Below are 24,059 nucleotides of genomic sequence, written 5' to 3'. Positions count from 1 at the left end.
GTCCGAAGCGGGGTCAACCCGCGCCTGCCTTGCGGGTCCCTCCACAGGTCGACCCGCGAGGCAGGTTGCGGCGGCCGGCGCGTTGCCGCAGGCTGATGCATGCGAACGATCCGGCTGCTGGGCGCGCTGGTCCTCGCCACCAGCGCCTGCTCGGCGCCGACAGGTGCTGCCGACTGCACGCCGGGGTTCACCTGCACGACACTCCACGTCCCGGTCGATCGGCAACGACAGGACGGCCCTTCCCTCGACCTCGCCGTCATCGCGGCCGACAACGTCGATGCACCACGCGGTGTTCTCCTGCTCCTCACCGGCGGCCCCGGCCAGCCCGGCGTACCGCTCCTCCCCAGCCTCAAGCGCAACGTGCACCCCGACGTACTGCGCGAGTACCGGCTCGTCATGCTCGACCAACGCGGCACGGGCCCGGACGGCATCAATTGCCCTTCATTACAAGAGACTGTGGGCGGCTCGGACTTCCTCACACCGCCCCCGACCGCCGTCGACGAGTGCGCTCAGCGGATCGGCGCAGGCCTCGGGTACTACGGCGCACCCGACACCGTCGATGACATCGAGCAGCTGCGCCAGTCCCTGAAGGTAGACAAGCTGACCCTCGACGGGACGTCGTACGGGAGCTTCACGGCGGCGCAGTACGGCTTGAAGTATCCGGATCATGTGCAGTCGCTCGTGCTGGATTCCGTCGTACCGCACAAGGGGTTCGATCCGATGGGCGTCGATCTGATGGCGGCGACCGGTCCGACACTCAAGGCCGCGTGCCGTCAGGATCCAACGTGTACGACGGATCCAGTCGCGGACCTGGCCTGGCTGGTGCAGCACGGTGTGAGCGGGACGACCTGATGGAGACGCTGTCGGTCGCGAGTCTCAACTCGGTAAACCCAACGCTCAAAGGGATTCCGGCCACCTTGCACGCCGCACGCGCCGGCGACGACACCGGCTTGAAGGAGCTCCTCCAGCAAACCAGCAGCAGAGGCCTTGCATACAGCACGCTCTCGGCAGGACTGCACATGGCCACCCTCTGCTCAGATCTCCGCTTCCCGTGGTTCGGCAAGCCCGATCGCGAGACCGCTCTCAACGACGCCGTACGACGCTTGGACGCGAAGCGGCTGTACCCGTACGACGTGGCGACCGCGCGAAGCCAGCTGATGATCCAGGGCTGCCTGCGCTGGCCGGCCGCCCGCGTGTCGACGTACCCGGCCGCACGGGAACTGTTGCCACGCACGCTGATCCTGCACGGGAGCAACGACCTGTTCTGTCCACTGGACTGGTCCAGATGGGAGCAGGAGCACTCGCGGGACGCCAAGCTGGTTGTCATCCCCGGCAGCGGGCACAGCGTGCAACGGGATCCCCGTGGGCAGGAAGCGGTCCGGGCGTTCCTGCTGGACTAGAGACGGAACTGTGCGCCAACGGTTGCAGCACGTGGGCGCATCGATGCGTCTAATAGGTGTGAGGAAGTTGTACGCCCAGCCAGGGAGTGGCGCGTGGAGTTCGAGGAGTACGTATCCGCCCGTGGACAGGAACTGGTGCGGCTCGGGTTCACGGTCTCCGGCGACTACCAGCGAGCGGAGGACCTTGCGCAGATCGCGTTGATGCAGGCGTTCCGCTCCTGGCGGAAGGTGCGCAACGTCGACGACCCACACCACTACGTCCGGCGCATCCTGGTGAACGAGTTCCTCTCGATGACCCGGCGGCGTTCGTACAGCGAGGCGCCGACGGCCGAGATCGACCCGCAGGGCGCCGTACCCGATCACGCCACGGACATCGCCAACTCCGATGACCTCTGGCGAGCACTTGCCACGTTGTCCGCCCGGGAACGGGTCGTGCTGGTCCTGCGCTACTACCAGGACCTGGACGACCAGACGATCGCCGACGTACTCGGCATCAAACCGTCCTCCGTGCGTGCGACCGCGAGCCGGGCGCTCGCCTCGCTGCGGGAATCGAAGAAGACCAATCGCATTGATGAGAGGTTGTCGTGAGCAACACCGATCTCGAGGATGACCTGCGGGGTACGTTCGAACGCGCCGCCGCCTCGGTGCCAGAGTCCACCGGCCTGACCGAGCGCGCCACGACGGGCGCGCAGCGGGCCCAGCGGCGTACGTGGATCGTCTCCGGTGCGGCCGCCGTCGCGGTCGCGGCGATCGCCGTCGTGGGCTTCGGGCTGGCCGGCTCGAACAGCAAACCCTCCCAGCCGCCGGTCGCCGGTGGGCAGGCGCCGGTCTCGGCGACACCCACGCCGAAGCCGCTGACGGCCCAGACGGTGTCCGGCACGTGGCGACCACTGCAGATCGCCGGATTCAAGGTGCTGAAGGCGGCCCGGCCGCAGGATCCGGTGCTGGTGTTCCACCCGGACGGGACGTGGTCGGGTTCGGACGGCTGCAACGGACTCCAGGGGACCTACAGCATCGGCCAGCGCGGTGAGTTCACCGCGACGCCGGGCCTGCAGCACCTGATCGGCTGCGACAACGTCCCGCACACCGGCGTACTGACGTCTGCCAAGCGGGTCGCGATGGCCGGCGACACGCTGAAGTTCTTCGGCGCCGACGGGCGTCAACTTGCGAGTTACGCTCGCGCACGGTAGTCGCAATTGCTCGCGGACGGTGATCGGCGCTTGACGGAACGGAGTCTCTGACCACACCATCTAGTGGCCGGTCCACCGATCTTGGGAGCTTTGTGCGACTCTCTGTCACCGTCCCGCTGCTCACCCTCGGTTCAGCCTCACTCTTCGCAGTTGTCCTCACCGTGCCCTCGTCGGGTGCGGTCGTGGGTGCCGCGGTGTGTTCTCACGCACAGCCGAGTGCAAGCTCGACCGAGGCGAAGCGGCTGTCGCAACCGACCTCCGCGTCCGACGCGCGGCCGCTCGGCGAGTCGCTCGGCGACGGCATCTCCGCCGCCGTGAGCTCGCTCGAGCCGCTCGACGCGACCGGCCGTCCCACGTCCGGCCTGCCGTACGGGCTGAGCCAGGGCGTCATCGGCGTGGTCGGCTCGGCCGCGACCGGCTACAAGGTTGTCGTCGACTCCGCGAAGCTTGACGAGAAGAAGTACCAGTCCGCGATGGCCCGCAGCCTGCCGGCGGCCGGCAAGCAGATGGTCGGCGTGGAGCGCAGCTGCCGCTCGGCCCAGTCGATCGCCGACGCTTGGAACGCCGTCGGCGCCCGCGACTGGTCATCCGACGCCGGCCGTACGACGTTCGCCGCGGACCTCGACCCGGTCACCGAGAACGTCGTCGTCGAATACGACCAGGCCACCACGTCGCCAACGTCCCAGGCCGGCCTCCGCAAGCTGTCCGGCGTACAGGTCGTCGCCGGCTCGCTCGCGCGGACGACTCGCCTGAGCGACACCCCGAAGGGCGGCCACTGGGGCGGTGCGCGGATCACGTCCGCGTCGAAGAACTGCACCGCCGGCTTCTCCGTCGTACGGCGCTCCAACGGGCAGCGCGGATCGGTGACTGCCGGCCATTGCGGTGCGGCTGGCACGGTGTGGAAGTCGGGCACCAACTACTACGGCACCACGACGCTCCGGACGAACTACCCGGACTACGACCAGTCGCTGGTCACCGGCAGCGCGTACGGCGCGAAGATCTGGACCGACGGCCCCGGCGACACCGCCAACACCCGCACCGTCACCGGCGGCGGCGACCCCGGCGTCGGCACGGTGGTCTGCCAGTCCGGCAGCTTCAGCACATCCCTGTGCGGCCTCACGGTCCGCTCGAATTCAGCGAAGTACTGCGACGCCGACGGCTGCACGACGTACGTCATCCGCGCCACCCGCGGCGGACTGGTCGCCATCATCGGCGGCGACTCCGGCGGCCCCGTCTACACCCGCCGCGGTACCGCCTCCGCCACCATCCGCGGCCTGGCCTTCGCCGGCGCCGGCTGCGCCGCCTCCCGCTGCACCACCCTCTACGCCGAACGCTACAAATCCATCACCGGCCACCTAGGCGTCACGGCCCTGACCGGCTGACCGCTAAGCTGTCCCCGCGTGCGCCCCCGTAGCTCAGGGGATAGAGCGTCGGTTTCCTAAACCGTGCGTCGCAGGTTCGAATCCTGCCGGGGGCACAGTGTGATGTCTCAGGACATCGGCATGACCGCGGGGGTCGAGGATTTTCACCCCGCGTGGATGAGGAACCCCGTTGGCGGTGGCGGCCATAGTGGTGCGGGTCAGGACCCCATGCCGCGGGGAGGGCGACGAGAGTCTGATGACCCAGTCGAATGGCCACCCAGCCTCAGCGTCGCCACCTTCTGGCCCTCCCGCCTCCGGTCCTTCCGGTGGTACGCCGGCGATCGACCCGGTCGCGGTCATCCGGTCGAGAGCCTACTTGTCGGCGCTGGTGCTTGCAGCGATTCTGGGTCTTCCGATCTCGGTTATCGCCTACGGCTTCCTGGCGGCGGTTTCTCACCTCCAGACCTACATCTTCGTGGACCTACCGGGTCAGCTCATCGAAGGCGCAGTACCTGCCTGGTGGCCTGTTCCCTGGCTGGTCCTCTGCGGGCTCCTCACCGCACTGACCATCCGATACCTGCCAGGCAACGCAGGGCACTCACCCGCTTTCGGGTTCCACGCCGGTGGTGGCCCACCCACCGGCCGCGAGCTCCCTGGCATCCTCCTCGCAGCGCTCGCCACCCTCAGCCTGGGCGCTGTACTCGGACCGGAAGCACCCCTGATCGCCATCGGTGGAGGTCTGGCCGCCCTGACTGTGCACCTGGCCAAGAAGGACGCGCCTCCGATGGCGCTGACCATGATGGCGGCGGCCGGAAGCTTCGCAGCAATCAGCACGCTGCTCGGCTCCCCGGTCCTCGGTGCGTTCTTGATCATGGAAGCCGCGGGCATCGGTGGTGCCACGCTGAGCCTGGTCGCGCTGCCGGGGCTGCTCGCCTCCGGCATCGGCGCCTTGGCATTCGTCGGCCTCGACGCCTGGACCGGGCTGGGCAACTTCTCGCTCGCACTCACCTCGGTCCCCCCGGAGGTGGCCCCGACCGTGGCATCGCTCGGCTGGGCCCTGGCTGTCGGGGTCGTCGCTGCGCTCCTGGGCTGGCTGATCCGTTGGATGGCGCTGTCGCTGCGCCCGATCGTGCACCTGAACCGCGTTCTCGTCACCCTGGTACTCGGCCTCCTCATCGGCCTGACCGCCATGAGCTATCAGCTCATCACCGATCACCAGTTCACCGACATCCTGTTCTCCGGCCAGGATGCGATGCCCGACCTGGTCAAGAACGCGTCCGGCTATTCGCTCGCGGTGCTCGTCGTGCTCATCGTGGGCAAGAGCCTGATGTACGGGCTCTCGCTCAGCGCGTTCCGCGGCGGGCCGGTCTTTCCCTCGATGTTCATCGGTGCGGCAGTCGGCATCGCGGTCAGTGGCTTGCCCGGCCTGAGTCTCGCGCCGGCGATCGGCATGGGTATCGGTGCCATGTGCGCAGTCATGCTCCGGCTGCCGCTGACGTCGGTCTTGCTCGCCACGCTGCTGCTCGGGGCCGACGGTCTCTCCGTCACTCCCGAAGTGGTGGTCGCGGTGACGGTGGCCTTCGTCACCACCAGCCGACTCCCCGCGCCGGCCGCCACAGCCGCGACGTGATCCGCGCCCCGGACCAGGAGCCATCTGTGGTGGTTGCGACCGCTCAGAACACGGTGGTCCAGTCGTTTCTCATGCTGACGGTCGTCCAGCCGGCGGCTTCGGCTTCTTTGAGCGCCTGCTCGGCGCCGGTGGTGTAGTCGAACTCACGCTCGGCGTCGTCGTGGACGACGAGTAGGCGCAGCGTCGGCTTGGAGGCGTGATGCGTGAACTGGAGCATCGGGATGTCACCGTTGGAATTGCCCGCGGCGAGCATTGGGCGGCGGCCTGTGCGGTTCCAGATACGCACCGGCTTTTCCGGCCCGTCGTCAAGGTAGTCGGCCTCAGGTCTGTGGGTGATGGTGCCGCCAGGCCCGTCGCTGGTGTAGGTGAAGGTGGTACTGCTTCCGATGACCCGCTCACGTGGGATGCCGTACACGTCCTGGCTGATGGGCCGCATGAAGTCGCGACCGCCGCCCGAGACGATGTAGTTCGCGAATCCGTTCGCCTCCAGGTAGCCGAGCAGCTCAACCATCGGTGCGTAGGTGCACTGCAGATAGCCGCGACCGAGGGTCGGATGCTGCGCGCTTCGCAGGAAGTCATCAGAGCGTTTCTCGAATTCGTCGACGCTCATCCCCGCGTAGGCCGCCAGGATGCCGGCCGCCAACGTCTTCACATTGGTGTCGTTCCCCGCGTAGTGCTCTGCTATGAGGGCACTCAACCAGCCGTAGTCCCGCTCCGAGGCGGCCTTCCATGGCTGGCGTTCACGCAGCTCGGGTTGCGCCTGCGCCATCTCGACGAGACGGCGGAGGACGAAGTCGAGTTGGATCGGCATCGGCTTCTCGCACCACAAGGTGCCGTCGTTGTCGAACACTGCCACCCGTTCCTCGACCGCTGCAGCTGCGGATCCGTCCTCTCCGCGGGCTCGTTCGACGAAGTTGACGATTGCCTGCTTGGCGGGACCATCCCGCCAGCTCGACAGCAACTCGGCGTTCATGTCGCGCCCCTTCCGCTCGCGCACCATCTGTCTGTGTGGCTGTCTATTCACTGGTGGCGGTCATCGGCAGCGCACCGCCCTCCGCGGCCTCACGCTCGTCCTTGTCGGGCAGCCCACGCACCGCTCCGATGATCGCCACCGCGATGACGGCCCCGATCACCGGGCCGGCGACATAGACCCACCAGCCCGTGTAGTCGTTACCGATGATGTCGGGCCCGAGAGTGCGGGCCGGGTTCATGGACGCGCCGCTGATCGGGCTGGCGAACAGGCCGAGCAGGGCGACCGTCGAGCCGACCGCAATCGCCGCGTTGTGCCCGATGCTGCGGCCCCCGGTCGCAGTGTTGAGGATGACGCTGGCCAGGATCGCGGTCAGGACGACCTCCATCACCAGCGACTTCCACTCCCCGCCGGGCTTGTCGATCGGGTAGTTCCCGCCCGCGCCGGCGTTGACGAACATCAATTGCAGGAACAGCGCGGCACAGATGGCCCCGGCGAACTGGACCACGCAGTACGGCACCACCCATTTGGCGGGAAACACTCCACGGGCGGCGAACGCGACGGTCACAGCGGGGTTGATGTGGAGTCCCGACAGCGGACCCCAGGCGTAGATCATTGCCATCACCACAGCCCCCGGCGCGATCACCGCCGCGGTCCTGCTGATCGGTTCGTTGCCCACGTACTGGTTGATCACACCCGATCCGGCCGCCACCGTCACCAGGACGAAGGTGCCCAGGAACTCGATGATCAGCCGGATCCACAACGGCCGTTGCCGCAGGGTGTCTTCCTCGAACCGGATGAAGTACCGGCGCCCAAGTGAGGCCCTGTGCTCAGCATCCGGATCGATGGCGGGTTCTGCCATGGCGCGCGTCCCTTCCTTCTCGGCCGTCCGGGCCGGGTCGCCCGGGTTCGGTTTCAGATGTCGGTGGTCGCCCGGGCTCGACCGTCTTCGACGGCGCTCTTGAGCGCGGCGTAGTCGCTCTCGTTCTGGTCGGCGTACGTTTCGGCGAAGTCGGCGATGGCCTGGTCGAAGGCATCCGATCCGCCGAGGTAGGCGGCCAGGGCGACGCGATCGCCGGAGCGAGCATGAGCGCGGGCCAGGGTCTGTCCGCAGATGCGGGCATAGACATCCATGCCCGAGGGAGCCGTCTGCTCGATCGGAAAGGAGAACTTCCAGTCCTTGAGTTGGCGGACGTAATAGTCGCGGTCTACTCCGTCCGGACCAGGCATGTGGGTCCAGCCCAGGAAGATATCGCTTTCGGCCTGCATCAGGTGCTGTCCGGCGACCACACGCTCGCCCTGGTTCCGGTACCGGCTGCGCCCGCAGTAGTCCGCCAGAACCGATCGCTGCGCCTCCTTGGCCTGCAGGAACACCGGTTCGACTCCGTCCCCGCCGTCCATCAGCACGATCCAGGCACGGGTGCCGACGCTGCCCACGCCGACGACCTTGCGAGCCGCCTGGACCAGCGTGAACTGCTCGAGCATGTGCCGCCGGTCCGACTGCAGGGTGCGCCGGTACCTGCCCAGCACAGTGCGGATCTCCTCGTACGCCGCACTGGCCTGTACGTCGGGGAAGACCTCCTCGACAGGAACGACCATCGGGGGGTCACTGATGATCCGCCGACGGCCCTCGACCACCGTGGTCAGCTTGCGCAGCGCCTGCGTGCTGTCGCGGGTGTGAGCCTTGGCCAGCATCTTCTCCGTGGCCTTGAACCCTTTGGCCTTCATCTGCGACCGGAACTGTCCGATCGCCTCTTCGATGTCCAGGTGGGTGTACCAGACCTCCAGGTAGGTCTGCTTGGCGAACCTCCGCATCGCCTTTCGGTACGCCTTCACCGCCGCGAGGACGATCCTGCGGCGGTGCTTGCCTCCGAATCCGTTGTCCCGACCCGCCACCGCCAGGCTCGCCGCCAGCCGCTTGACGTCCCATTCGAACGGGCCGGGCAGCGTCTCGTCGAAGTCGTTGACGTCGAAGACCAGCTCCCGCTCCGGCGAGGCGTACGCGCCGAAATTGGACAGATGCGCATCTCCGCACAACTGCGCGTGCAGCCCCGACGTGGGCGTCGTGGCCAGGTCGGCCGCCATCGGCAGTGCAGCCCCCCGGTAGAAGGTGAACGCCGACACCAGCATCCGCCCGTGCCGGATCGGCACCAGGTCCGGCACCCGCGACTTCGACTGCTCCAGCAACAGCCCCACCGGATCCCGCGGCCCGGGCTGGAACTCCGCATGCGCCTCCCGCGGAGTCACCCTCCGGGCGTCCTTCCCCAGGGCGACCCGGTCCGCATGGCTCAACTGCCCGGATGTCCCGGCCCGCTTCGCGTCTCGACGGAACTCCGGTACGGCAGGGCTCGCCGACCTGCCACCCGCAGTACTCACAGTCATAGCTCCCCCTCCGCCGGTTGATCCGCAGACCGTGGATCCGGGCTCACGGCCCAGCCGCCAGACTGTCGCGCTACTCGCGCGACATCATCGCGACGGCTTCGCGCTCCAGGTCGACGTACGGGTCGCCGCTGACATCGACGGCTACGCGTTTGATCGTCCCGCCGGTGAAGAACCACGGTGCGTGGCCGGGGTAGTCCTGGGTGACCGGGTCGCTGCTGTCGCGTCCGACGCACAGGCCGTCGCCGGCCAGCGAGAACTTGCCCGGCTGGGTCTTGATCCGGCCCCCGCCGACCTTGACGTCGCCATGGAAGAGCGACAGCGTTCCGACCGAGACGCCGGGCGGGTCCTCGCCGTCCTTCTCGAAGGCGGCGGACAGGATCAGATCCTCGCCCGTCGGCAGCTCCTCGTCGGCAACGATCTTCTGTTCCAAGCTGCCCACGAAGCTGTAGACGTAGTGCAACCGGTTGTCCTTGACGTAGAGAGTATGGCCGCCGAAACGCGAGCCGTGCGCGAACAGCACACCCTGCGCTCCGGGCGTGGAGATGTCGGCGACCGCTGCGATCGAATAGGAACGGTTGCGGATGCTGACCGCCTGCGACTCCGGTACGTCGGCGACGCCCGGGTAGTAGACGTAGCGGTTGCGCGCCGGCGAGAGCACCGGTCGCGGCGTCGTGATGAGCTCCAGCGCGCCGCGATCGTCGAGCGGGAAGGCGCCGTTGGCTCCGGCCTCGGCGTACCAGAGGTTGATCAGGTCGCGTAGGCGGTCGGGTTCTTCGGCGGCGAGGTCGTGGAGCTCGGCGCGATCGACGTCGGTGTGGTAGAGCTCCCAGGTGTCCTTGCCGAAGTTGCTCCAGCCACTGATGGTCGGGTGGGTCGTGACGGCCTTCCAGCCCTGGTGCCAGATGCTGCGTGAGCCGAGCATCGAGTAGAACTGCGTCTGACGTGCGCTGGGCAGCGGCGCACTGTCGAAGCTGTAGCGCATACTGATGCCGTCGAAGTGGGTCTGCTGGTGGCCGCCGATGGTCTCGGGCGGTTCGACACCGAGCACGTCGAGGATCGTCGGAACGATGTCGATGGCGTGGTGGTACTGCTCGCGGAGCTCGCCCCTGGCCTCGATGCCGTGCGGCCAGGAAAATGATGCACGGGTCCGACGTGCCGCCCTCGAACTCGTAGCGTTTCCACATCTTGAACGGTGTGTTGAACGCCATCGCCCAGCCGTTCGGGTAGTGGTTGTACGTCGCCGGGCTGCCGAGCTCGTCGAGCTTGGCGAGATTCTCCTGGAGGTCGTCCGGGATCCCGTTGCACAACTTGTTCTCGTTGACCGACCCGTTGGGGCCGCCCTCGCCGCTGGCACCGTTGTCGGAGACCACGATGATCATCGTGTTCTCGGTCTGGCCGGTCTCCTCGAGGTAGTCCAGTAGCCTGCCGATCTGCGCGTCGGTGTGCGCCAGGAAGCCGGCGTACACCTCTGCCATGCGGCTGAACAGCCGCTGCTCCTCATCGGACAGCGAGTCCCACGGCCTGGTGTAGTCGAGGGCCGGGTAGGGCTGGTCGTTCGGGCCGGTGCGGCTCTCGGGCGTCCCGATCGGATTCAGCGGCGGCAGGTTCGTCTCGGGCGGGACGATGCCCATCTCCTTCTGACGAGCCAGCGTCTGCTCCCGCAGGACTTCGTAGCCCATGTCGAAGCGTCCCTTGAAGCGATCGATCCACTCCTTCGGCGCGTGGTGCGGGGCGTGACAGGCGCCCGGGGCGTAGTACAGGAAGAACGGCTTGTCTGGAGCCATCACCTTGGCGTCCGTGATGAACTCCAGCGCCCTGTCGGTGAGGTCCTCCGTGAGGTGGTATCCGTCCGCGGGCGAGCGCGGCGGGTCGACGGGGTGGTTGTCGTAGACCAGGTCCGGATACCACTGGTTCGTCTCGGCCCCGAGGAACCCGTACCACCGTTCGAACCCCCTGCCACTCGGCCAGTTGCGCCGCGAGGAGGCCAGGTTCATCTCGGACTCCGGGCACAGGTGCCACTTGCCGACCATGTACGTGTTCCACCCCTGGGCGCCGAGGATCTCCTGGATCTGGCCGTTCCCGGGCGGGATCACCCCGTTGGCGTTGGGGAACCCGCTCGCGCACTCGGTGATGCACGCCATGCCGTTGCGGGTGTGGTTGCGGCCGGTCAGCAGGCAGGAGCGCGTCGGCGAGCACAGCGCCGTCGTGTGCCACTGGGTGTACCGCACCCCGGCGCCGGCGATCCGTTCGATGTTCGGCGTCTCGACGGGACCGCCGTAGCAACTCATGGCCGAGAACCCCACATCGTCGAGCACGATGTACACCACGCTCGCCGCGCCATCAGACGCCTTCGGCGGCTCGAACGGCGACCAATCAGGCACCGAGTCACGGATGTCGGTGTTGATAACTCCCCTGAACGGCTCACCCATGATCGACTCCCTCGAACCAGCCTCCCCGGGGCGCAGCATCACGCCACCCGGCTATGCCACGACACTTGTCGATCCGCCCCCGCCTCGCGTCGTCCGCCGCGGATGAACAGCGGATTGCAGACCAGGCGACCACAAAGCGGAGTGAAGTCAAGAACGGCCGGACTGAAATCCTGCTGGGGGCACCGCTACAAGGGATTGCGGCAGGCCGAAGATCGACAGGACGGTGTCTTCGAAGCGCGTCATGGCGCTGATTCGGTCGCCGGTGAGGGTGATGGTGAAGAGGCCGACTCCGTGGGTGCCGGTGGGGGTAGGTCGATAGACCCCGAATGCCGGTTGACCATTGGCTCGCGTCGGTACCAGTTCGAATCTTTCCACCGAGCCGAAGATGAACTCGAAGAAGCGGGCAACACTGTCCCGGCCGCGGTATTCCAGCGGCATCGGTGGCATCGACATGAAGACGTCGTCGGTCAACAGAGCCACCAGTGCGTCGATGTCGGCAGATCCGTAAGCGCTCACGAACTTCGTCACGATCGCGTCCTCGGCAGGAGAGTCGCCAGCAGGCGGTTGCTCTCGAGCAGTCATGACCGGCAGTCGGCGCTGCATTCCTGCACGCGCGCGTTTGAGGGCACTTTTGACCGATTCGACGGTGGTATCCAGCATGTCGGCTACCTCGTCCGCGTGGAATCCGAGGACGTCGCGCAGGATGAGGACGGCGAGCTGGCGAGGCGGCAAGATCTGCAGGGCGGTCACAAACGCCAGGGAAATGGACTCGGTCTGCTCGTAGCGCGCCTCCGGACCGAGCGGCACAATGATCCCACCGTCCAGCAGGGCGTCGGGATAGGGCTCGAGCCAGTGGATCTCGCCGAGTCCAGTGGGTTCTGGTGGTTCGGTTCCCGGGATGTCCCATTGTTTGGCAGGACGTCGGCGAGCAGAGCGCAGTGTGTCGAGGCAGCGGTTGGTGGCGATGCGGTAGAGCCAGGTGCGGAGTGAGGCGCGTCCGTCGAATCGTTCGAGGCCTCGCCAAGCGGCGAGCATCGTGTCCTGGAGAGCGTCTTCGGCATCCTGGAACGATCCGAGCATCCGGTAGCAGTGCACCTGAAGCTCGCGGCGGTGCGGTTCGGTCAGTGCTCGGAAGGCGTCTCCGTCGCCGGCCTGCGCCCTCGACATCAGGTCCGTTCTCGCCAGCTCCACTCCCGCCACACCTTTCCTTGTGTGCAGTCCCATCCTGTATGGACGCCAACCAAGGCGCGAACGGGGCGGTCGCGCAGCGCCTCCTTTCTGATGACGGCGTCGTCTACAGCAGTGATAGCCGACAACATCGTCAAAGGAGCACGGAGATGGGAAAGATCGTCATCAGCTCGAATGTCACCCTCGATGGTGTGGTGCAGGACCCGGATGGTTCGGAGGGCTTCGAGCGGGGTGGGTGGTTCCACCAGTTCGTGGGGAGCAAGGACCTCGAGGACTGGCAGGCCCGCGAGACGCAGGAAGCGCTGGATGTGGAGGCGCTGCTGCTCGGCGCGCGGAGCAGTAAGTGGTTCGCGTCCCGGATGGTGTCGGGCGTCGGCGCGGCTGTCCGGGTAAGCCCGGAGTGGGCGGACAGAATCAACAGTCTCCCCAAGTACGTCGTCTCGTCGGCTCTCGACGAGCCTCTGTGGACCAATGCCACGGTTCTGAGCGGCGATGCGGTGAAGGAGATTTCGGAGCTGAAGCGGAAGGTGGACGGCGAGATCCTGGTCTACGGCAGCTATCAGCTGCAGCGCACGCTGATCGAAGAGAACCTGGCCGACGAACTACGGCTGGTAGTTTTCCCGGTCATGTTGGGAACCGGCCGGCGTCTCTTCGACGAGACCAGCGACAAGAAGCCGCTGCACCTGGTCAACACCCGGAAGCTCGGTGACAGCCTGGTCTTCTACACCTACGAGTTCGTGCAGAGCTAGCCCTTCAGCGGCGAGATGTGCGGCGGGACTTGCAGTGGCGGTACCAGGCGTAGGCGAGTAGGGCGCAGATGGAGCCGTTGAGGAAGCCTGCGCCCACGTCGGTGACGTGGTGCATGCCGCGGTAGAGGCGGGCGAATGCCACGAGCAGCGGCATGGCCAGGCAGAGGATGACGGTTGTCCAACGCAGCCAGGCGCGTTCGATGCCTAGGGCGAGTAGGGCGAAGGCGACGTACAGGCCGGTGGAGGCGCCGGTGTGGCCGCTGGGGTAGCTCGCGGTTGGTGGGGATGCGTCGAGCTTGTCGACCTGGGGGCGGTCGCGATCGACGACCCTGGCTGCGATCAGGAAGATCAGGCCTTGCATGGCGATCGCGATCGGTGCGACGAGGGCGAGGCGTAGGTCGTGGGTTCGCCAGAGCAGCAGCGACGAGACGACGATGCAGACCGCGATCACACCGGCGGTGTTGCCGATCTGGGACCAGATCGCGGTGATCGTGTCCCAGGTGCCGGTCCGGTTGGCGGCAAGATCCTTGTTCACCGCCTCTTCGCTGTGGGAGAGCCCGTCGAGTGGTCCCTTGAGCGCGAGCCCGATCCCGATGATGAGTCCACCGAGTGCTACGCCGGGTGCGACGGTCCTGGTGAGGAGGTCGACGCCGTCTTGCCGATGAACCCGATCCATGAGGCGAACATAATGCCTAGACCGAGAATGTGCCCGGCGAGAATGTCGGACGGGAAGTGCGCGCCGATGAAAAGCCGGTCCAGACCGACGATCACCGGCACCACGATCGCGAGTACGACGGCGACGCGCCGCCAGGCCGTGGACAGCAGCGGCCAGAGCAGGAAGACCATGACGGCGGCCGCCAACGTGATGTTCAGCGTATGGCCGGAGGGGAACGAGTAGCCGTGGGCATGCGGCACCTGACCGTCGACCACGGGCCGTGCACGCTGTGCGATCGGTTTGGAGATGCCGCCGATTCCCCAACCGACCATCATCGTGACGAACGCCCACAACGCCCGGCCCTTGAGCTTCTTCGACGTCCACACCCAGACAGCCACCCCGGTCGCGACGATGTACACGACGAACGGCTGACTGACCGCCTGGAGCACAGTCAGCGCCGGCACCAGCCCGTGCCGAAGGCTGAACCCGGTGGCCGCCCGGCTGAGCGCGTTGTCGGCCCTGATCAACGGCTCGAACTGCTGCCGCACCGCCAGCCCGAGAAACACCACAGGCAGCGCAAACACCAGCATCGCCAGGACACCACGGAACAACCGCCAACCCCGCGTCCGAACGACAGCCGCCGCACCTGCCCGCCGCGTCGTCATAAGCCATCCTGTACCCACCGAGAGCTAGATCATGGATAGGCGAGAGGGATCTGACGTGCACGTAGTAGTCGGGGCTGGGGCTGTGGGGGGCGTGGTTGCTCGGTTGCTGGTGGCGCGGGGGGAGCGGGTTCGGGTGATCACGCGGTCTGGGGGTGGGCCGGATGGGGTCGAGCGGGTTGCGGTGGATGCTGGACAGGGGCTGACGGAGTACGTCGAGGGGGCGACGGCGATCTACTCGTGTGCGGGACCGGCGTACAGCAAGTGGGCTGCGCAGTGGCCGCCGCTCGGCAAAGCGTTGATTGCGGCGGCTGAGGCGTCTGGTGCGACTCTTGTGACGACGGGCAACCTCTATGGGTACGGTGCTGTGGACCGGCCTATGACCGAGGAGCTGCCGTTGCTGCCCAACACGGTCAAGGGACAGGTGCGCGCGAGGCTCTGGGCCGATGCGCTCGAAGCGCATGAGGCCGGGCGGATTCGGACTGCGGAGGTTCGCGGGGCGGACTACCTCGGGGCCGGGGCGGTGTCGCCGTTCAGCGTGACCGTGTTGCCGAAGGTGATCGCCGGTAAGCGCGGGATGATGCCGGGCGACCTGGACGCGCCGCACAGCTGGACGTACGTCGGTGACGTCGCGCGGACCCTGATCGCCGTCGCCGGCGACGAGGGCGCGTGGGGCCGAGCCTGGCACGTGCCCACGCCCGCTCCGGTTTCGGTCCGCCGGCTCGCCGACCGCGCCGCCGAACTGGCCGGCGCACCGAAGGCCAAGGTGGCCGCGATGCCGCCCTGGATATTGAAGCTGGCCGGGTTGGTCGACCCGGCCGCGCGCGAGATGGTGGAGATGCAGTACCAGTGGCAGCGGCCGTTCGTGCTCGACTCGACTGCCGCGACAGTTGCCTTCGGCATCAAACCGACGGCGACCGACGATGCACTCCGGGAGATGATCGGCCGGCCCTGATGCGATGCTAGCGTCCCGGGTTCGCCGAATTGTGGAAGGGCAAGGATGAGTTCACCGAGACCGCGCCGCTGGTTGCGGCGGTTGGTGGTCACCGTGTTGGTGCTGGCGGTTCTGGCGGTCGTCGTCGACCGGGCGGCCGCGTACGTCGCCGAGAACCAGCTCGCCTCGATGGCGGACAAGAAGGCCGCGCAGTACGACGTACGCTCGGCCGACACGTCGGTCAAGATCGGGGGCTTCGGGTTCCTGCCCCAGCTGGTCAAGGAAAACTTCTCCAAGGTCACGCTGACGATGGAGCGGCCGACGTTCTCCGGGATCCCGGGCGAGGACCTGAAGGTCCAGCTGCACGACGTACAGGTGCCGCGCGGACTGCTGACCGGGCAGGCCGGCGCGGCGGTCACGATCGACTCGAGCGATCTGAGGCTGCAGCTGTCGCCACGCGAGCTGAGCCGGCTCGCGGTGGCCAGCACCGGGCTGGACGGTCTGTCGCTGGAGGTGGTCGGCGGGCAGCTGCACGCGAAGCTGTCGCTGCGCGGCTTCAACGCCGACGTGCCGATCACGCCGAAGGTCCAGAACGGCCGGATCACCTTGGCTCTCGGACAGCTGTCGGACTCGATCCCGTCGTTCGTCCGGACCGCCCTGCAGAACCAGCTCGCCCGCGGCATCACGATCCCCGAACTGCCGTTCGGCGCCCAGCTCACCGGCATCAGCATCGTCGACAATTCGGTCGTCCTGACCGCGGCGGCGAAGGAGCTCAAGTTCAGCGCCTGACTCCCTTGGGTTGCGATGGTTCGCGATATATCGTCGAACTATCGCAATCACTTTTCGTAGGGACGGGTGGTCGAGATGACCGGATCGGCGTACGCCGCGGGCTGGCCTTGGCAGCAGTTCGCGCGGCATTGTTCGAACTTCGACGACATCCTGGACGAGCTGCGCGCGGCGATGACCGGCCGGCGCGGGCACCAGGGCCATCGGCAACAGCAGCACTTCGGTCCCCAGTGGGGGATGTTCGGTGGCGGACAGATGTTCGGTCCGCCGTGGGGCCCGCCGCCGCGGTGGCGCGGTCCGAAGGCCCGCAGGGGTGACGTTCGGGCCGCGATCCTCGCCGTACTGGCGGAGCAGCCGATGAACGGGTACCAGATCATCCAGGAGATCGCCGAGCGCAGCGGTGGCGTGTGGAAGCCGAGCCCCGGCTCGATCTACCCGACGCTGCAGCAGCTCGAGGACGAGGGCCTGGTGACGGCTGACGCCGAGGTCGGCCGGCGGACGTTCCAGCTGACGGACGAAGGTCGTGCGTACGTCGCCGCGCACCAGGACGAGGTGTCCGCGCCGTGGGAGGCGATGAGCGCTCCCACTGGCGACGACGAGAACGGGTTCAAGCCGGTGCTCGGGCAGGTGGCGTCGGCGATGTGGCAGATCATGGCCAGCGGTACGCCGGAACAGCAGGCGAAGGCCCGCGAGGCCGTCGGTGACCTGCGGCGCAAGCTGTACGGCATCCTCGCCGAGGACGACGACAGCCCGGAGAACAACGAGCAGGACCGGGCATGACAGCGGCCGACCGGGGCCGACCCCATCGGGGCGGTCCCGGCGCTCGCGGCAACCGCCGCGGGCGCGAATGGCAGGGCTGGGGCGGCGAGAGCTGGGGCGGTCAATGGCATGGTCCCGGCTGGGTCGGTGACTGGCGCGAGACCAGCTGGGACGACCCACGAACCGCCGGCTGGAACCGCGCCGAGGACGACCGCGAGCAGGCTGGCGCTCGGCGGCGCGACGACGTACCTGTGAAGCGGGTGCGGATCGGCGACGCCGAGCGGGACCAGGCTGTGTCGTTGCTCAGCGATCACTTCGTTGCCGGGCGGTTGACGCAGGCGGAGTTCGAGGAGCGCAGCGAGCAGGCGACGCGATCGCGGTACAACGACGAGCTCGATCCGCTGTTCGACGATCTGCCGACCTCCATGGACCTCCAGGTCGCACAACGCGGCCCGGCAGGGGTACGCCGGAGGCCCGGCCCGCCGCCGCCGATCCTGATGCTGATGCCGTTCCTGATGCTCGGCCTGGTGATCAGCTCGCTCGCACTGGCCGCACCGTGGCTGTTGTGGGGCGTGTTCTGGATCGTCCTGATCAGCGGCATGTCCAAGCGCCGCTGGCACAACTACCGCCGCTGACGAGCCCGCGGGATCTCCTCCGCGAACTCGACGACAAAACCATCCGGGTCGGCAACGTGGACCGTCCGATGTCCCCACGGACGGTCCGCCGGCCCGCTCAGCACCTGTACGCCGGCCGCCGCCAGCCGCTCGGCGTACGCATCCACGCCGTCGACCATGACGACCACTTCCCCGCCCGCACCCGGCGTCACGTCATGCCCGGTCAACCACTCCGCCCGCCGCCGTTCGTACAACGCGAACCGCACTCCCCCGGCGTCGAACTCCGCGTACCCCGCATCCGTGAACTTGTACGCCAGCCCTACCACATCCCGGTAGAACGCCACGGACCGTTCCAGGTCCCCGACATACAAGATGACGTACCCGATCTCCATACCCACAATTGTCGGTATGACGACTGTGCTCCGGTACGCCGCTTTCACGCTCGACCCGGCTGGTGGGAATCCGGCGGGGGTGGTGCTGGATGCCCGCGGGCTGGATGACCAAGCCATGCAGGCGATCGCCGCGGAGGTCGGGTACTCCGAGACCGCGTTCGTGATCGACCGATCGGTGCGCTACTTCTCGCCCAAGGCAGAGGTGCCCTTCTGCGGGCACGCGACGGTGGCGACCGCGGTCGCGCTGGCGGAGCGGAACGGGCCGGGTGAGTTCGTGTTCTCGACCCCGGCCGGTGTCGTCCCGGTGACTGTGGACGACGGGCTGCGCGCGACCCTCACCAGCGTGGAGCCGTCAGTCGAGCCGGCTGGTGATCTGACGGACGTGCTCGACATGCTCGGATGGAAGCCCACCGACCTCGACCCGGATCTGCCGGCCAGGATCGCGTACGCCGGGGCGCGGCATCTCGTGCTGAGTACGGCGACCAGGCAACGACTTGCGGACCTGGACTACGACTTCGATCGCCTGCTCGCGTACATGCTCGAGCGCGATCTGACCACGCTGCAGCTCGTCTGGCAGGAGTCGCCGACCGTCTTCCACGTGCGGGATCCGTTCCCGGTCGGCGGTGTCGTCGAGGATCCGGCGACCGGTGCGGCCGCGGCCGCGTTCGGCGCCTACCTGCGGGAGCTCGGGCTCGGGCAGCCCACGATCACGCTGCACCAGGGAGACGACCTCGGTCGGCCCAGCCTCATCACGGTTGAGCTGTCAGACGAGGACAACCGCGTGCGCGTCAGCGGGAACGCCGTACCGATCACGGCACCCGCGTGAGCCACTCCTCGGTGCCGAACTTCTCCGCAACCCGTTCCTGAGCAAGCTCCACGGTCGCGGCGTCGATGGCGCCCGACGCAAGCCCGTAGCGGTTCCGGAACGTTCCGACCATCCGCTCGATCACGTCCGTACGGTCGAGGCCGGTCTGGCTGCGCAGCGGGTCGACACGCTTGTTCGCGCTCGTCGTCCCCTTGTCGGACAGCTTCTCACGGCCGATCCGCAGTACTTCGAGCATCTTGCCGGCGTCCATGTCGTACGCCATCGTCACGTGATGCAGGACCGCGCCGCCCGCGAACCGCTTCTGCGCGGCGCCCGCGATCTTGCCCGCCGGCGAAGTGATGTCGTTGATCGGCTGGTACGTCGCCGCGATGCCGAGATCGTTGAGCGCACCAATGACCCAGTCGTCGAGGAACGCGTACGACTCGATGAACGACAGGCCGGACACGAGCGACTCCGGAACGTACAGCGAGTACGTGATCGTGTTACCAGGCTCGACGAACATCGCGCCGCCGCCGCTGATCCGCCGTACCACTGTCACGTCGTGCCGCGCGGCGCCGGCCAGGTCGACCTCGTTGCGCAGCGACTGGAAGCTGCCGATGATCACCGCGTTGGAGGCCCATTCCCAGACACGCAGCGTCGGCGGACGTTCACCGGATCCGACCTGCTCGGTCAGTACTTCGTCGAGCGCCATCTGCAGCGCAGGCTCCCGCGGTACGTCGTGCACGAACTCCCACTCGTGATCGCGCCAACCCGTTGCCCCGGTCAACGCACGCCGTACGGCGACCGCGACCGCCTCCGGGGAGAAGCCGAGCATCTCGACGCCGTCGCCCAGCACACCACGCACGCGCGCCGCGATCTGGGCCGCGGGCAACGCGATCGGCAAGCCGGCCAAGGCGCCGTTGATCCGCTCGAGCGCATCGTCCGGTTCGAGGAAGAAGTCGCCGGAGATCTGCGCGTTCCGGACGTGCTCGTCGACCACATCGAGATCCGCGACGACGAGCTTCCCACCGGGCACCTTGTACTCACCATGCATACTCAGCAACAACTTGCGCTGGTCAACGGTTGTTCCCGGGGCGCATACTCCCGGTCATGGGGGAAATGAGCATGAACAAGGCGATCCACGCCGCCGTACGGCGCGACCTCGATCGCTTCCTTGACGCACTGGACCGGTTCCGGGACGCGGACCGGCGGCGGGCCGAGCAGTTGGCGGTGGCCTGGCAGAACTTCGACGAGCAGCTCGTCCGGCATCACGAGGGCGAGCACGAGATCGCGTGGCCGGCGCTGGAGAAGGTCGGTGTGAGCCGGGACCTGCTGACGCAACTGGATGCCGAGCACGACACGATGGCGACCGCGCTCGCCGCGACCCGGACGGCGATGGGCAAGCTGCGGAAGTCCGCGAGCGCGACGGATGCGGCCGCCGCACACGCCGCGATGCTGGAGCTGCGACGGGTCACCGTCGTACACCTGGACCACGAGGAGGCGGAGATCGAGCCCGTCTACCTCGCGAAGAAGGACGCTCCCGAGATCAAGGCGATGGGCCGCGAGTTCGCCAAGGTAGGCCCGGTCCAAGGCGGCACCTTCTTCGCCTGGGCCCTCGACGGCGCCGGACCGGAGGAATCCGAAGCCATCACCCACACCGTCCCCAAACCGGTCCTCACACTCATAGCCGGCCTCTTCGGCCGCACCTACCGCAAATCAGTAGCCCCCACCTGGCAACAGTGAAGGTGCGCACGGCAACTGGTTCAGGCGGCGGGTTTTAGTTCTACGGCGACCTGCCAGACGCGGGTGCGGACGGTGTCTATGTCGGCGGAGGCGTCTACCTCGTGGTGGATGCCCCGGTTCGCGTAGAAGTTGATCAGGGGTGCGGTTTGCTCGTGGTAGATCTCGAAGCGGCGGCGGATGACCTCTTCGGTGTCGTCGGAGCGGTGCTCGATCTCGGCGCGGCGGAGGAGCCGGTGGACCAGCGAGTCGACCGCGACCTGGAGGACCAGGGCCGCGTCGAGCTCGCGCCCTTGCTCGTCGAGGATGTCGTCCAGCACGCCGGCCTGGGTGAGCGTGCGAGGGTAGCCGTCCAGGACGAAGCCCGCGGCGGCGTCGGCCGCGGCGAGCCGGTCGCGAACCATTTCATTGGTCACCTCGTCGGGTACGTACTCGCCCGCGTCGAGGTAGCGCTTGGCCGTGCGCCCGAGCTCGGTGTCGTCCGCGATGTTGCGGCGGAACAGATCACCGGTGGAGATGACCGGCACCCCGAGATGGTCGGCCAGGTGACCCGCGTGCGTCCCTTTACCCGCCCCCGGCGGCCCCATCAGCAAGACAGTGGTCACGGCACCCTCCTGACCCTCGGTAAGTCCCAAAGAATATTGGACCTTCCGCAACTGCGGTACGGCGTACGTCACTCCGAATCCCCGAAATACGTCACACCGCGCGTTACTGTCCGGAATCACTGGTTCTCGAGCAAATCCCACGTCGAGAGGCAGAACGGATGCCCGGCCGGATCCGCGAACACCAGACAGTGATCGGCATTCGGCTGATGTTCGTACTGCGTCGCACCCGCCGCGAGCACCAACTCGGCGGCGGCCGCGAGGTCCTCGACGTAGAAATCGAGGTGGAACTGGATCGGCACCGCGGGATCCGGCCAGGTCGGCGCGACATGTGCCGGGTCGCTTTGAAAGTCGATCCGCCCGCCCGGCCCGTCGACGGCCGCCCAGACCGGGTCGGTGTAGACCACCTTCCCGCCGGTGATCTGGGCGTAGAACCGGCCGAGCGCCGCCGCGTCCGGGCAGTTGATCGTCGGCGAACTCAGCCGGATCCCGGTGCCGTTCATCTCAGAAAATCATTTCCGGGCGGAGCTCGATGACGTCGCCCGGCCCGGCGAACTTGGCCGCCAGCTCCTCGGCCCGCTCCCGCGTCGCGCAGTCCAGCACGAAGAACCCGGCCAGCTGCTCCTTCGACTCGGCGTACGGACCGTCGGTGCTGACCGGTCGTTTCCCCTCCCACCGGTACGTGCGTGTCGTCGACGGAGCGTCGAGCGCCAGCCCGCTGACCAGCTCGCCCGACGCGGACAGCTCGGCCAGCATCGCGTCGAACTCCTTGCCCATCGCCTCCCGCTCGTCCGCCGGGATCGAGCGCCCCACCTCGGTGAAGTCGATCGTCGGGTGACCCCACGGCTGCGGGTTGGAGTGGATCAGAACCACGTACTTCATCTTTGACCTCCAGTCTCAGCCGGTACGCCGTACTGCGCCCCGGCACCGATGACGTCGGAGGCCCTCGACAGACCTCGACATTTCTCCTCGATGTATTCCAGCTCACATCCGGTCACACTCGCCCCGCCGGGTTCCGTCAGCCGGTTAGACGCGAAGAGAGGAACACATCATGGGCACGATTCTGGTGACGGGCGGGACCGGAACGATCGGACGCCACGCCGTACCGCTGCTGCAGGCGGCCGGTGCCAAGGTCCGGGTGCTGAGCCGGCACGCGCACGACCGCGGCGACGGTGTCGAGTACCTGGCCGTCGACCTGCTCAAGGGCGACGGCCTGGACCAGGCGGTGGACGGCGTGGACGTCATCCTGCACCTGGCCGGCGGGCCGAAGGGCGACGACATCGGCACCCGCAACCTGGTCAAGGCAGCCGAGCAGGCCGGGGTCGGCCACTTGGTCCACATCTCGGTGACCGCCGTCGACCAACTCCCGCTGACGTACTTCAGGTCCAAGCTCGGCGCCGAGCAGGCCGTCCTGCAGTCGTCCGTCCCGTCCTCCGTACTGCGGGTCGCCCAGCTGCACGACTTCGCCTGGAACACGGTCCGGATGATGGCGAAGATGCCCGTCCTGCCGATGCCCGGCGGCGTCCGGTTCCAGCCGGTCGACGGGCGGGACGTGGCCCAGCGCCTCGTCGAGCTCGCACTCGGTGAGCCGCAGGGCCTCGTCCCGGACCTCGTCGGCCCGAAGGTTTACAGCCTGTCCGAGCTCGCTCACGACTATCTGCACGCCACCGGCAAGCACCGGTTGTCGCTGCCGATCCACGTGCCCGGCAAGGCCGGCAAGGTGTACCGCGCCGGCGGCAACCTCAGCCTCAGCGGCGCCGATCGCGGCACTCACACCTGGGAAGATTTCGTCGCCGCACAGGTGTAGGGCTCCAACAGCTCCTCCAGATCCGGCGTACGACGCCGCGCGATCCCGGCAAGGAAGTCCGCCACCTGCACCCGCGGATCGTGCTTGGAATCAACCTGTGTGAACGACTGCAACGGCGGTGGCTCCGCCTGCTCGGCCAGGAAGGCTCCCAGCCGCGCCACCCGACCAGGGGTCAGCGCACTCTGCTCGTCGTGTACCACGGCGACCGATCGATGGCCGGCGCTCCAGTACAAGACAGTCTCCGCGAGCGCCGGCACCAGCGGCTCGAGAGGTGGCGGGATCTCCGGATCCTCGTCGATCAGCCGCTGCATCACCTTCTCGACCCGTGCGCGAGTCACCGCACGCAACGCCGGTACGTCGGAGGGCATCGTCGCGAAGAAGCGATCCACGGCCTCGTGATCCATCAGCCGCACCCGCTTGGTCCGGGCCAGATCCACGAACGCCGTCAGGAACCCGGTCCGCTGCCGGAACGTCGCCACGGCCTCGGAGTGATCCGTCCCGAGGCTCGTCCCCGCGCCGTACGACGGCTCCTCGGTGAACAGCTCCAGCACCCGCGCCGCGACGTACGACGTCTTGTCGATGATGTGGACGTGCGCATGCCCGCGGAGCGTGGTGAGCAGCCACTCGAGCGCGGGGCGCTGCTCGGGTCGCAGTAGCTGGTTGGACTTGTACTCGGTGCGCTGGCGCAGACGGGTTCGCAGTACGGCGATGATGCCTGCCGCCGCGGGTTCGTCGAGGTCGACGCTGGCGTGGGTGATGACGGGTGAGGCGGGGTCGAGCAGGTTGGTCCCGGAGAACCCCGACTCGTCACACGCGACCTCGAACTGGGTACTCATACACAAGCTCCAAGGCTGAAGGACTGCACGCTACGGAGCCCGTCCGCGGGACGGGCGTGATCAGGTCGCGCGCCAGGGTTCATCGGGGCGCGATGCGATCAGTGAGCGGCAGCAGCCTTGGCAGACATGCGACCCATCATCGTCCGGCCGACGGCCGGACACCAGTGA

The 24,059-nt window shown here is 67.6% G+C and carries 27 protein-coding genes, 1 tRNA gene and 1 pseudogene; 15 read left to right on the top strand and 14 right to left on the bottom strand.

Features of this window, described 5'->3' with window-relative positions; translation table 11 throughout:
- Positions 1-99: 99 nt before the first annotated feature.
- From ACFWUU_RS22240 to ACFWUU_RS22210, 7 genes are all read left to right on the top strand, one after another.
- Positions 100-852 carry an alpha/beta fold hydrolase gene (locus ACFWUU_RS22240; RefSeq protein ID WP_380177758.1) on the top strand — a complete coding sequence of 251 codons (753 nt, stop codon included), beginning with the start codon at positions 100-102 and terminating at the stop codon, positions 850-852.
- A gap of 167 nt (positions 853-1,019) precedes the next feature.
- The gene (locus ACFWUU_RS22235) at positions 1,020-1,400 is read left to right on the top strand and encodes an alpha/beta fold hydrolase (protein ID WP_380177756.1); all 381 of its coding nucleotides are present in this window, start codon (positions 1,020-1,022) and stop codon (positions 1,398-1,400) included.
- Between the two features lie 93 nt (positions 1,401-1,493).
- On the top strand, positions 1,494-1,988 hold the full coding sequence (locus ACFWUU_RS22230) for a SigE family RNA polymerase sigma factor (protein WP_137258973.1): 495 nt from the start codon (positions 1,494-1,496) through the stop codon (positions 1,986-1,988).
- Positions 1,985-2,590 carry an META domain-containing protein gene (locus ACFWUU_RS22225; RefSeq protein WP_380177753.1) on the top strand — a complete coding sequence of 202 codons (606 nt, stop codon included), beginning with the start codon at positions 1,985-1,987 and terminating at the stop codon, positions 2,588-2,590. The genes ACFWUU_RS22230 and ACFWUU_RS22225 overlap by 4 nt, the downstream gene beginning before the upstream one ends.
- Before the next feature lie 92 nt (positions 2,591-2,682).
- Positions 2,683-3,972, top strand: a complete 1,290-nt coding sequence (locus ACFWUU_RS22220) for a hypothetical protein (RefSeq protein WP_380177750.1) — start codon at positions 2,683-2,685, stop codon at positions 3,970-3,972.
- A 22-nt stretch (positions 3,973-3,994) separates the two neighbouring features.
- A tRNA-Arg gene (locus tag ACFWUU_RS22215) sits at positions 3,995-4,067 on the top strand.
- 140 nt (positions 4,068-4,207) lie between these two features.
- The gene (locus ACFWUU_RS22210) at positions 4,208-5,581 is read left to right on the top strand and encodes a chloride channel protein (RefSeq protein WP_380177748.1); all 1,374 of its coding nucleotides are present in this window, start codon (positions 4,208-4,210) and stop codon (positions 5,579-5,581) included.
- A gap of 43 nt (positions 5,582-5,624) precedes the next feature.
- Here ACFWUU_RS22210 and ACFWUU_RS22205 read toward each other — a convergent pair whose 3' ends face one another.
- The 6 genes and pseudogenes from ACFWUU_RS22205 to ACFWUU_RS22180 all read right to left on the bottom strand — a co-directional run bounded on the left by ACFWUU_RS22205 (position 5,625) and on the right by ACFWUU_RS22180 (position 12,553).
- Positions 5,625-6,554 carry an HAD family hydrolase gene (locus ACFWUU_RS22205; protein WP_380177746.1) on the bottom strand — a complete coding sequence of 310 codons (930 nt, stop codon included), beginning with the start codon at positions 6,552-6,554 and terminating at the stop codon, positions 5,625-5,627.
- 43 nt (positions 6,555-6,597) lie between these two features.
- A complete protein-coding gene (locus ACFWUU_RS22200; protein WP_380177744.1) occupies positions 6,598-7,413 on the bottom strand; it encodes an MIP/aquaporin family protein in 816 nt (271 codons plus the stop codon).
- Between the two features lie 53 nt (positions 7,414-7,466).
- The gene (locus ACFWUU_RS22195) at positions 7,467-8,933 is read right to left on the bottom strand and encodes a DUF2252 domain-containing protein (protein ID WP_380177742.1); all 1,467 of its coding nucleotides are present in this window, start codon (positions 8,931-8,933) and stop codon (positions 7,467-7,469) included.
- 70 nt (positions 8,934-9,003) lie between these two features.
- Entirely contained in the window at positions 9,004-9,981 is a 978-nt protein-coding gene (locus ACFWUU_RS22190; protein ID WP_380177740.1) for a hypothetical protein, read from the bottom strand.
- Positions 9,982-10,243: 262 nt separating this feature from the next.
- Positions 10,244-11,221: pseudogene (locus tag ACFWUU_RS22185) on the bottom strand (sulfatase-like hydrolase/transferase); the annotation flags it as partial.
- A 288-nt stretch (positions 11,222-11,509) separates the two neighbouring features.
- Entirely contained in the window at positions 11,510-12,553 is a 1,044-nt protein-coding gene (locus ACFWUU_RS22180) for a sigma-70 family RNA polymerase sigma factor (protein WP_380177738.1), read from the bottom strand.
- A gap of 146 nt (positions 12,554-12,699) precedes the next feature.
- On the opposite strand from ACFWUU_RS22180, the gene ACFWUU_RS22175 reads away from it, so the two are divergent.
- Positions 12,700-13,299: a dihydrofolate reductase family protein gene (locus tag ACFWUU_RS22175; protein WP_380177735.1), complete on the top strand. Its 600-nt coding sequence runs from the start codon at positions 12,700-12,702 to the stop codon at positions 13,297-13,299.
- Positions 13,300-13,303: 4 nt separating this feature from the next.
- Here ACFWUU_RS22175 and ACFWUU_RS22170 read toward each other — a convergent pair whose 3' ends face one another.
- Both ACFWUU_RS22170 and ACFWUU_RS22165 read right to left on the bottom strand, forming a co-directional pair.
- Entirely contained in the window at positions 13,304-13,975 is a 672-nt protein-coding gene (locus ACFWUU_RS22170) for a phosphatase PAP2 family protein (RefSeq protein WP_380177732.1), read from the bottom strand.
- On the bottom strand, positions 13,912-14,619 hold the full coding sequence (locus tag ACFWUU_RS22165; protein WP_380177730.1) for a phosphatase PAP2 family protein: 708 nt from the start codon (positions 14,617-14,619) through the stop codon (positions 13,912-13,914). Before ACFWUU_RS22165 ends, ACFWUU_RS22170 begins: the two co-directional genes overlap by 64 nt.
- Before the next feature lie 31 nt (positions 14,620-14,650).
- On the opposite strand from ACFWUU_RS22165, the gene ACFWUU_RS22160 reads away from it, so the two are divergent.
- The 4 genes from ACFWUU_RS22160 to ACFWUU_RS22145 all read left to right on the top strand — a co-directional run bounded on the left by ACFWUU_RS22160 (position 14,651) and on the right by ACFWUU_RS22145 (position 17,730).
- A complete protein-coding gene (locus ACFWUU_RS22160; protein WP_380177728.1) occupies positions 14,651-15,571 on the top strand; it encodes an NAD-dependent epimerase/dehydratase family protein in 921 nt (306 codons plus the stop codon).
- A 45-nt stretch (positions 15,572-15,616) separates the two neighbouring features.
- Positions 15,617-16,339, top strand: a complete 723-nt coding sequence (locus ACFWUU_RS22155) for a DUF2993 domain-containing protein (protein WP_380177726.1) — start codon at positions 15,617-15,619, stop codon at positions 16,337-16,339.
- A 75-nt stretch (positions 16,340-16,414) separates the two neighbouring features.
- Entirely contained in the window at positions 16,415-17,116 is a 702-nt protein-coding gene (locus ACFWUU_RS22150; protein WP_137258960.1) for a PadR family transcriptional regulator, read from the top strand.
- Complete coding sequence (locus ACFWUU_RS22145) at positions 17,113-17,730, top strand: DUF1707 domain-containing protein (protein WP_380177724.1); 618 nt, start codon at positions 17,113-17,115, stop codon at positions 17,728-17,730. The genes ACFWUU_RS22150 and ACFWUU_RS22145 overlap by 4 nt, the downstream gene beginning before the upstream one ends.
- Here ACFWUU_RS22145 and ACFWUU_RS22140 read toward each other — a convergent pair.
- The gene (locus ACFWUU_RS22140) at positions 17,718-18,101 is read right to left on the bottom strand and encodes a VOC family protein (RefSeq protein WP_380177722.1); all 384 of its coding nucleotides are present in this window, start codon (positions 18,099-18,101) and stop codon (positions 17,718-17,720) included. The genes ACFWUU_RS22145 and ACFWUU_RS22140 overlap by 13 nt on opposite strands.
- Positions 18,102-18,117: 16 nt before the next feature.
- Here ACFWUU_RS22140 and ACFWUU_RS22135 point away from each other — a divergent pair, with 16 nt between their 5' ends.
- Positions 18,118-18,927, top strand: coding sequence for a PhzF family phenazine biosynthesis protein (locus ACFWUU_RS22135; RefSeq protein WP_380177720.1), 810 nt, complete (start codon positions 18,118-18,120; stop codon positions 18,925-18,927).
- Here ACFWUU_RS22135 and ACFWUU_RS22130 read toward each other — a convergent pair.
- Positions 18,911-19,960: a biotin/lipoate A/B protein ligase family protein gene (locus ACFWUU_RS22130; RefSeq protein WP_380177718.1), complete on the bottom strand. Its 1,050-nt coding sequence runs from the start codon at positions 19,958-19,960 to the stop codon at positions 18,911-18,913. The genes ACFWUU_RS22135 and ACFWUU_RS22130 overlap by 17 nt on opposite strands.
- A 56-nt stretch (positions 19,961-20,016) precedes the next feature.
- Here ACFWUU_RS22130 and ACFWUU_RS22125 point away from each other — a divergent pair, with 56 nt between their 5' ends.
- Positions 20,017-20,649, top strand: coding sequence for a hemerythrin domain-containing protein (locus ACFWUU_RS22125; RefSeq protein ID WP_380177716.1), 633 nt, complete (start codon positions 20,017-20,019; stop codon positions 20,647-20,649).
- Positions 20,650-20,669: 20 nt separating this feature from the next.
- Here the strand turns inward: ACFWUU_RS22125 and ACFWUU_RS22120 are convergent, their stop codons facing one another.
- The 3 genes from ACFWUU_RS22120 to ACFWUU_RS22110 all read right to left on the bottom strand — a co-directional run bounded on the left by ACFWUU_RS22120 (position 20,670) and on the right by ACFWUU_RS22110 (position 22,130).
- On the bottom strand, positions 20,670-21,251 hold the full coding sequence (locus ACFWUU_RS22120; RefSeq protein ID WP_380177714.1) for an adenylate kinase: 582 nt from the start codon (positions 21,249-21,251) through the stop codon (positions 20,670-20,672).
- A 116-nt stretch (positions 21,252-21,367) separates the two neighbouring features.
- Complete coding sequence (locus tag ACFWUU_RS22115) at positions 21,368-21,751, bottom strand: VOC family protein (protein ID WP_380177712.1); 384 nt, start codon at positions 21,749-21,751, stop codon at positions 21,368-21,370.
- A gap of 1 nt (position 21,752) precedes the next feature.
- Complete coding sequence (locus ACFWUU_RS22110) at positions 21,753-22,130, bottom strand: YciI family protein (protein WP_137258953.1); 378 nt, start codon at positions 22,128-22,130, stop codon at positions 21,753-21,755.
- A 169-nt stretch (positions 22,131-22,299) separates the two neighbouring features.
- Here ACFWUU_RS22110 and ACFWUU_RS22105 point away from each other — a divergent pair, with 169 nt between their 5' ends.
- Positions 22,300-23,055 (top strand): SDR family oxidoreductase, encoded by a 756-nt coding sequence (locus tag ACFWUU_RS22105; RefSeq protein ID WP_380177710.1) that lies wholly within the window; start codon positions 22,300-22,302, stop codon positions 23,053-23,055.
- Here the strand turns inward: ACFWUU_RS22105 and ACFWUU_RS22100 are convergent.
- Positions 23,019-23,891 carry a DUF3800 domain-containing protein gene (locus tag ACFWUU_RS22100; protein WP_380177708.1) on the bottom strand — a complete coding sequence of 291 codons (873 nt, stop codon included), beginning with the start codon at positions 23,889-23,891 and terminating at the stop codon, positions 23,019-23,021. The two genes, ACFWUU_RS22105 and ACFWUU_RS22100, sit on opposite strands and share 37 nt — an antisense overlap.
- Positions 23,892-24,059: the final 168 nt, after the last annotated feature.

The sequence above is a fragment of the Kribbella sp. NPDC058693 genome (assembly GCF_042715335.1).
Classification (GTDB): Bacteria; Actinomycetota; Actinomycetes; order Propionibacteriales; family Kribbellaceae; genus Kribbella; species Kribbella jiaozuonensis.
This window is presented reverse-complemented; position numbering and strand designations above follow the sequence as displayed.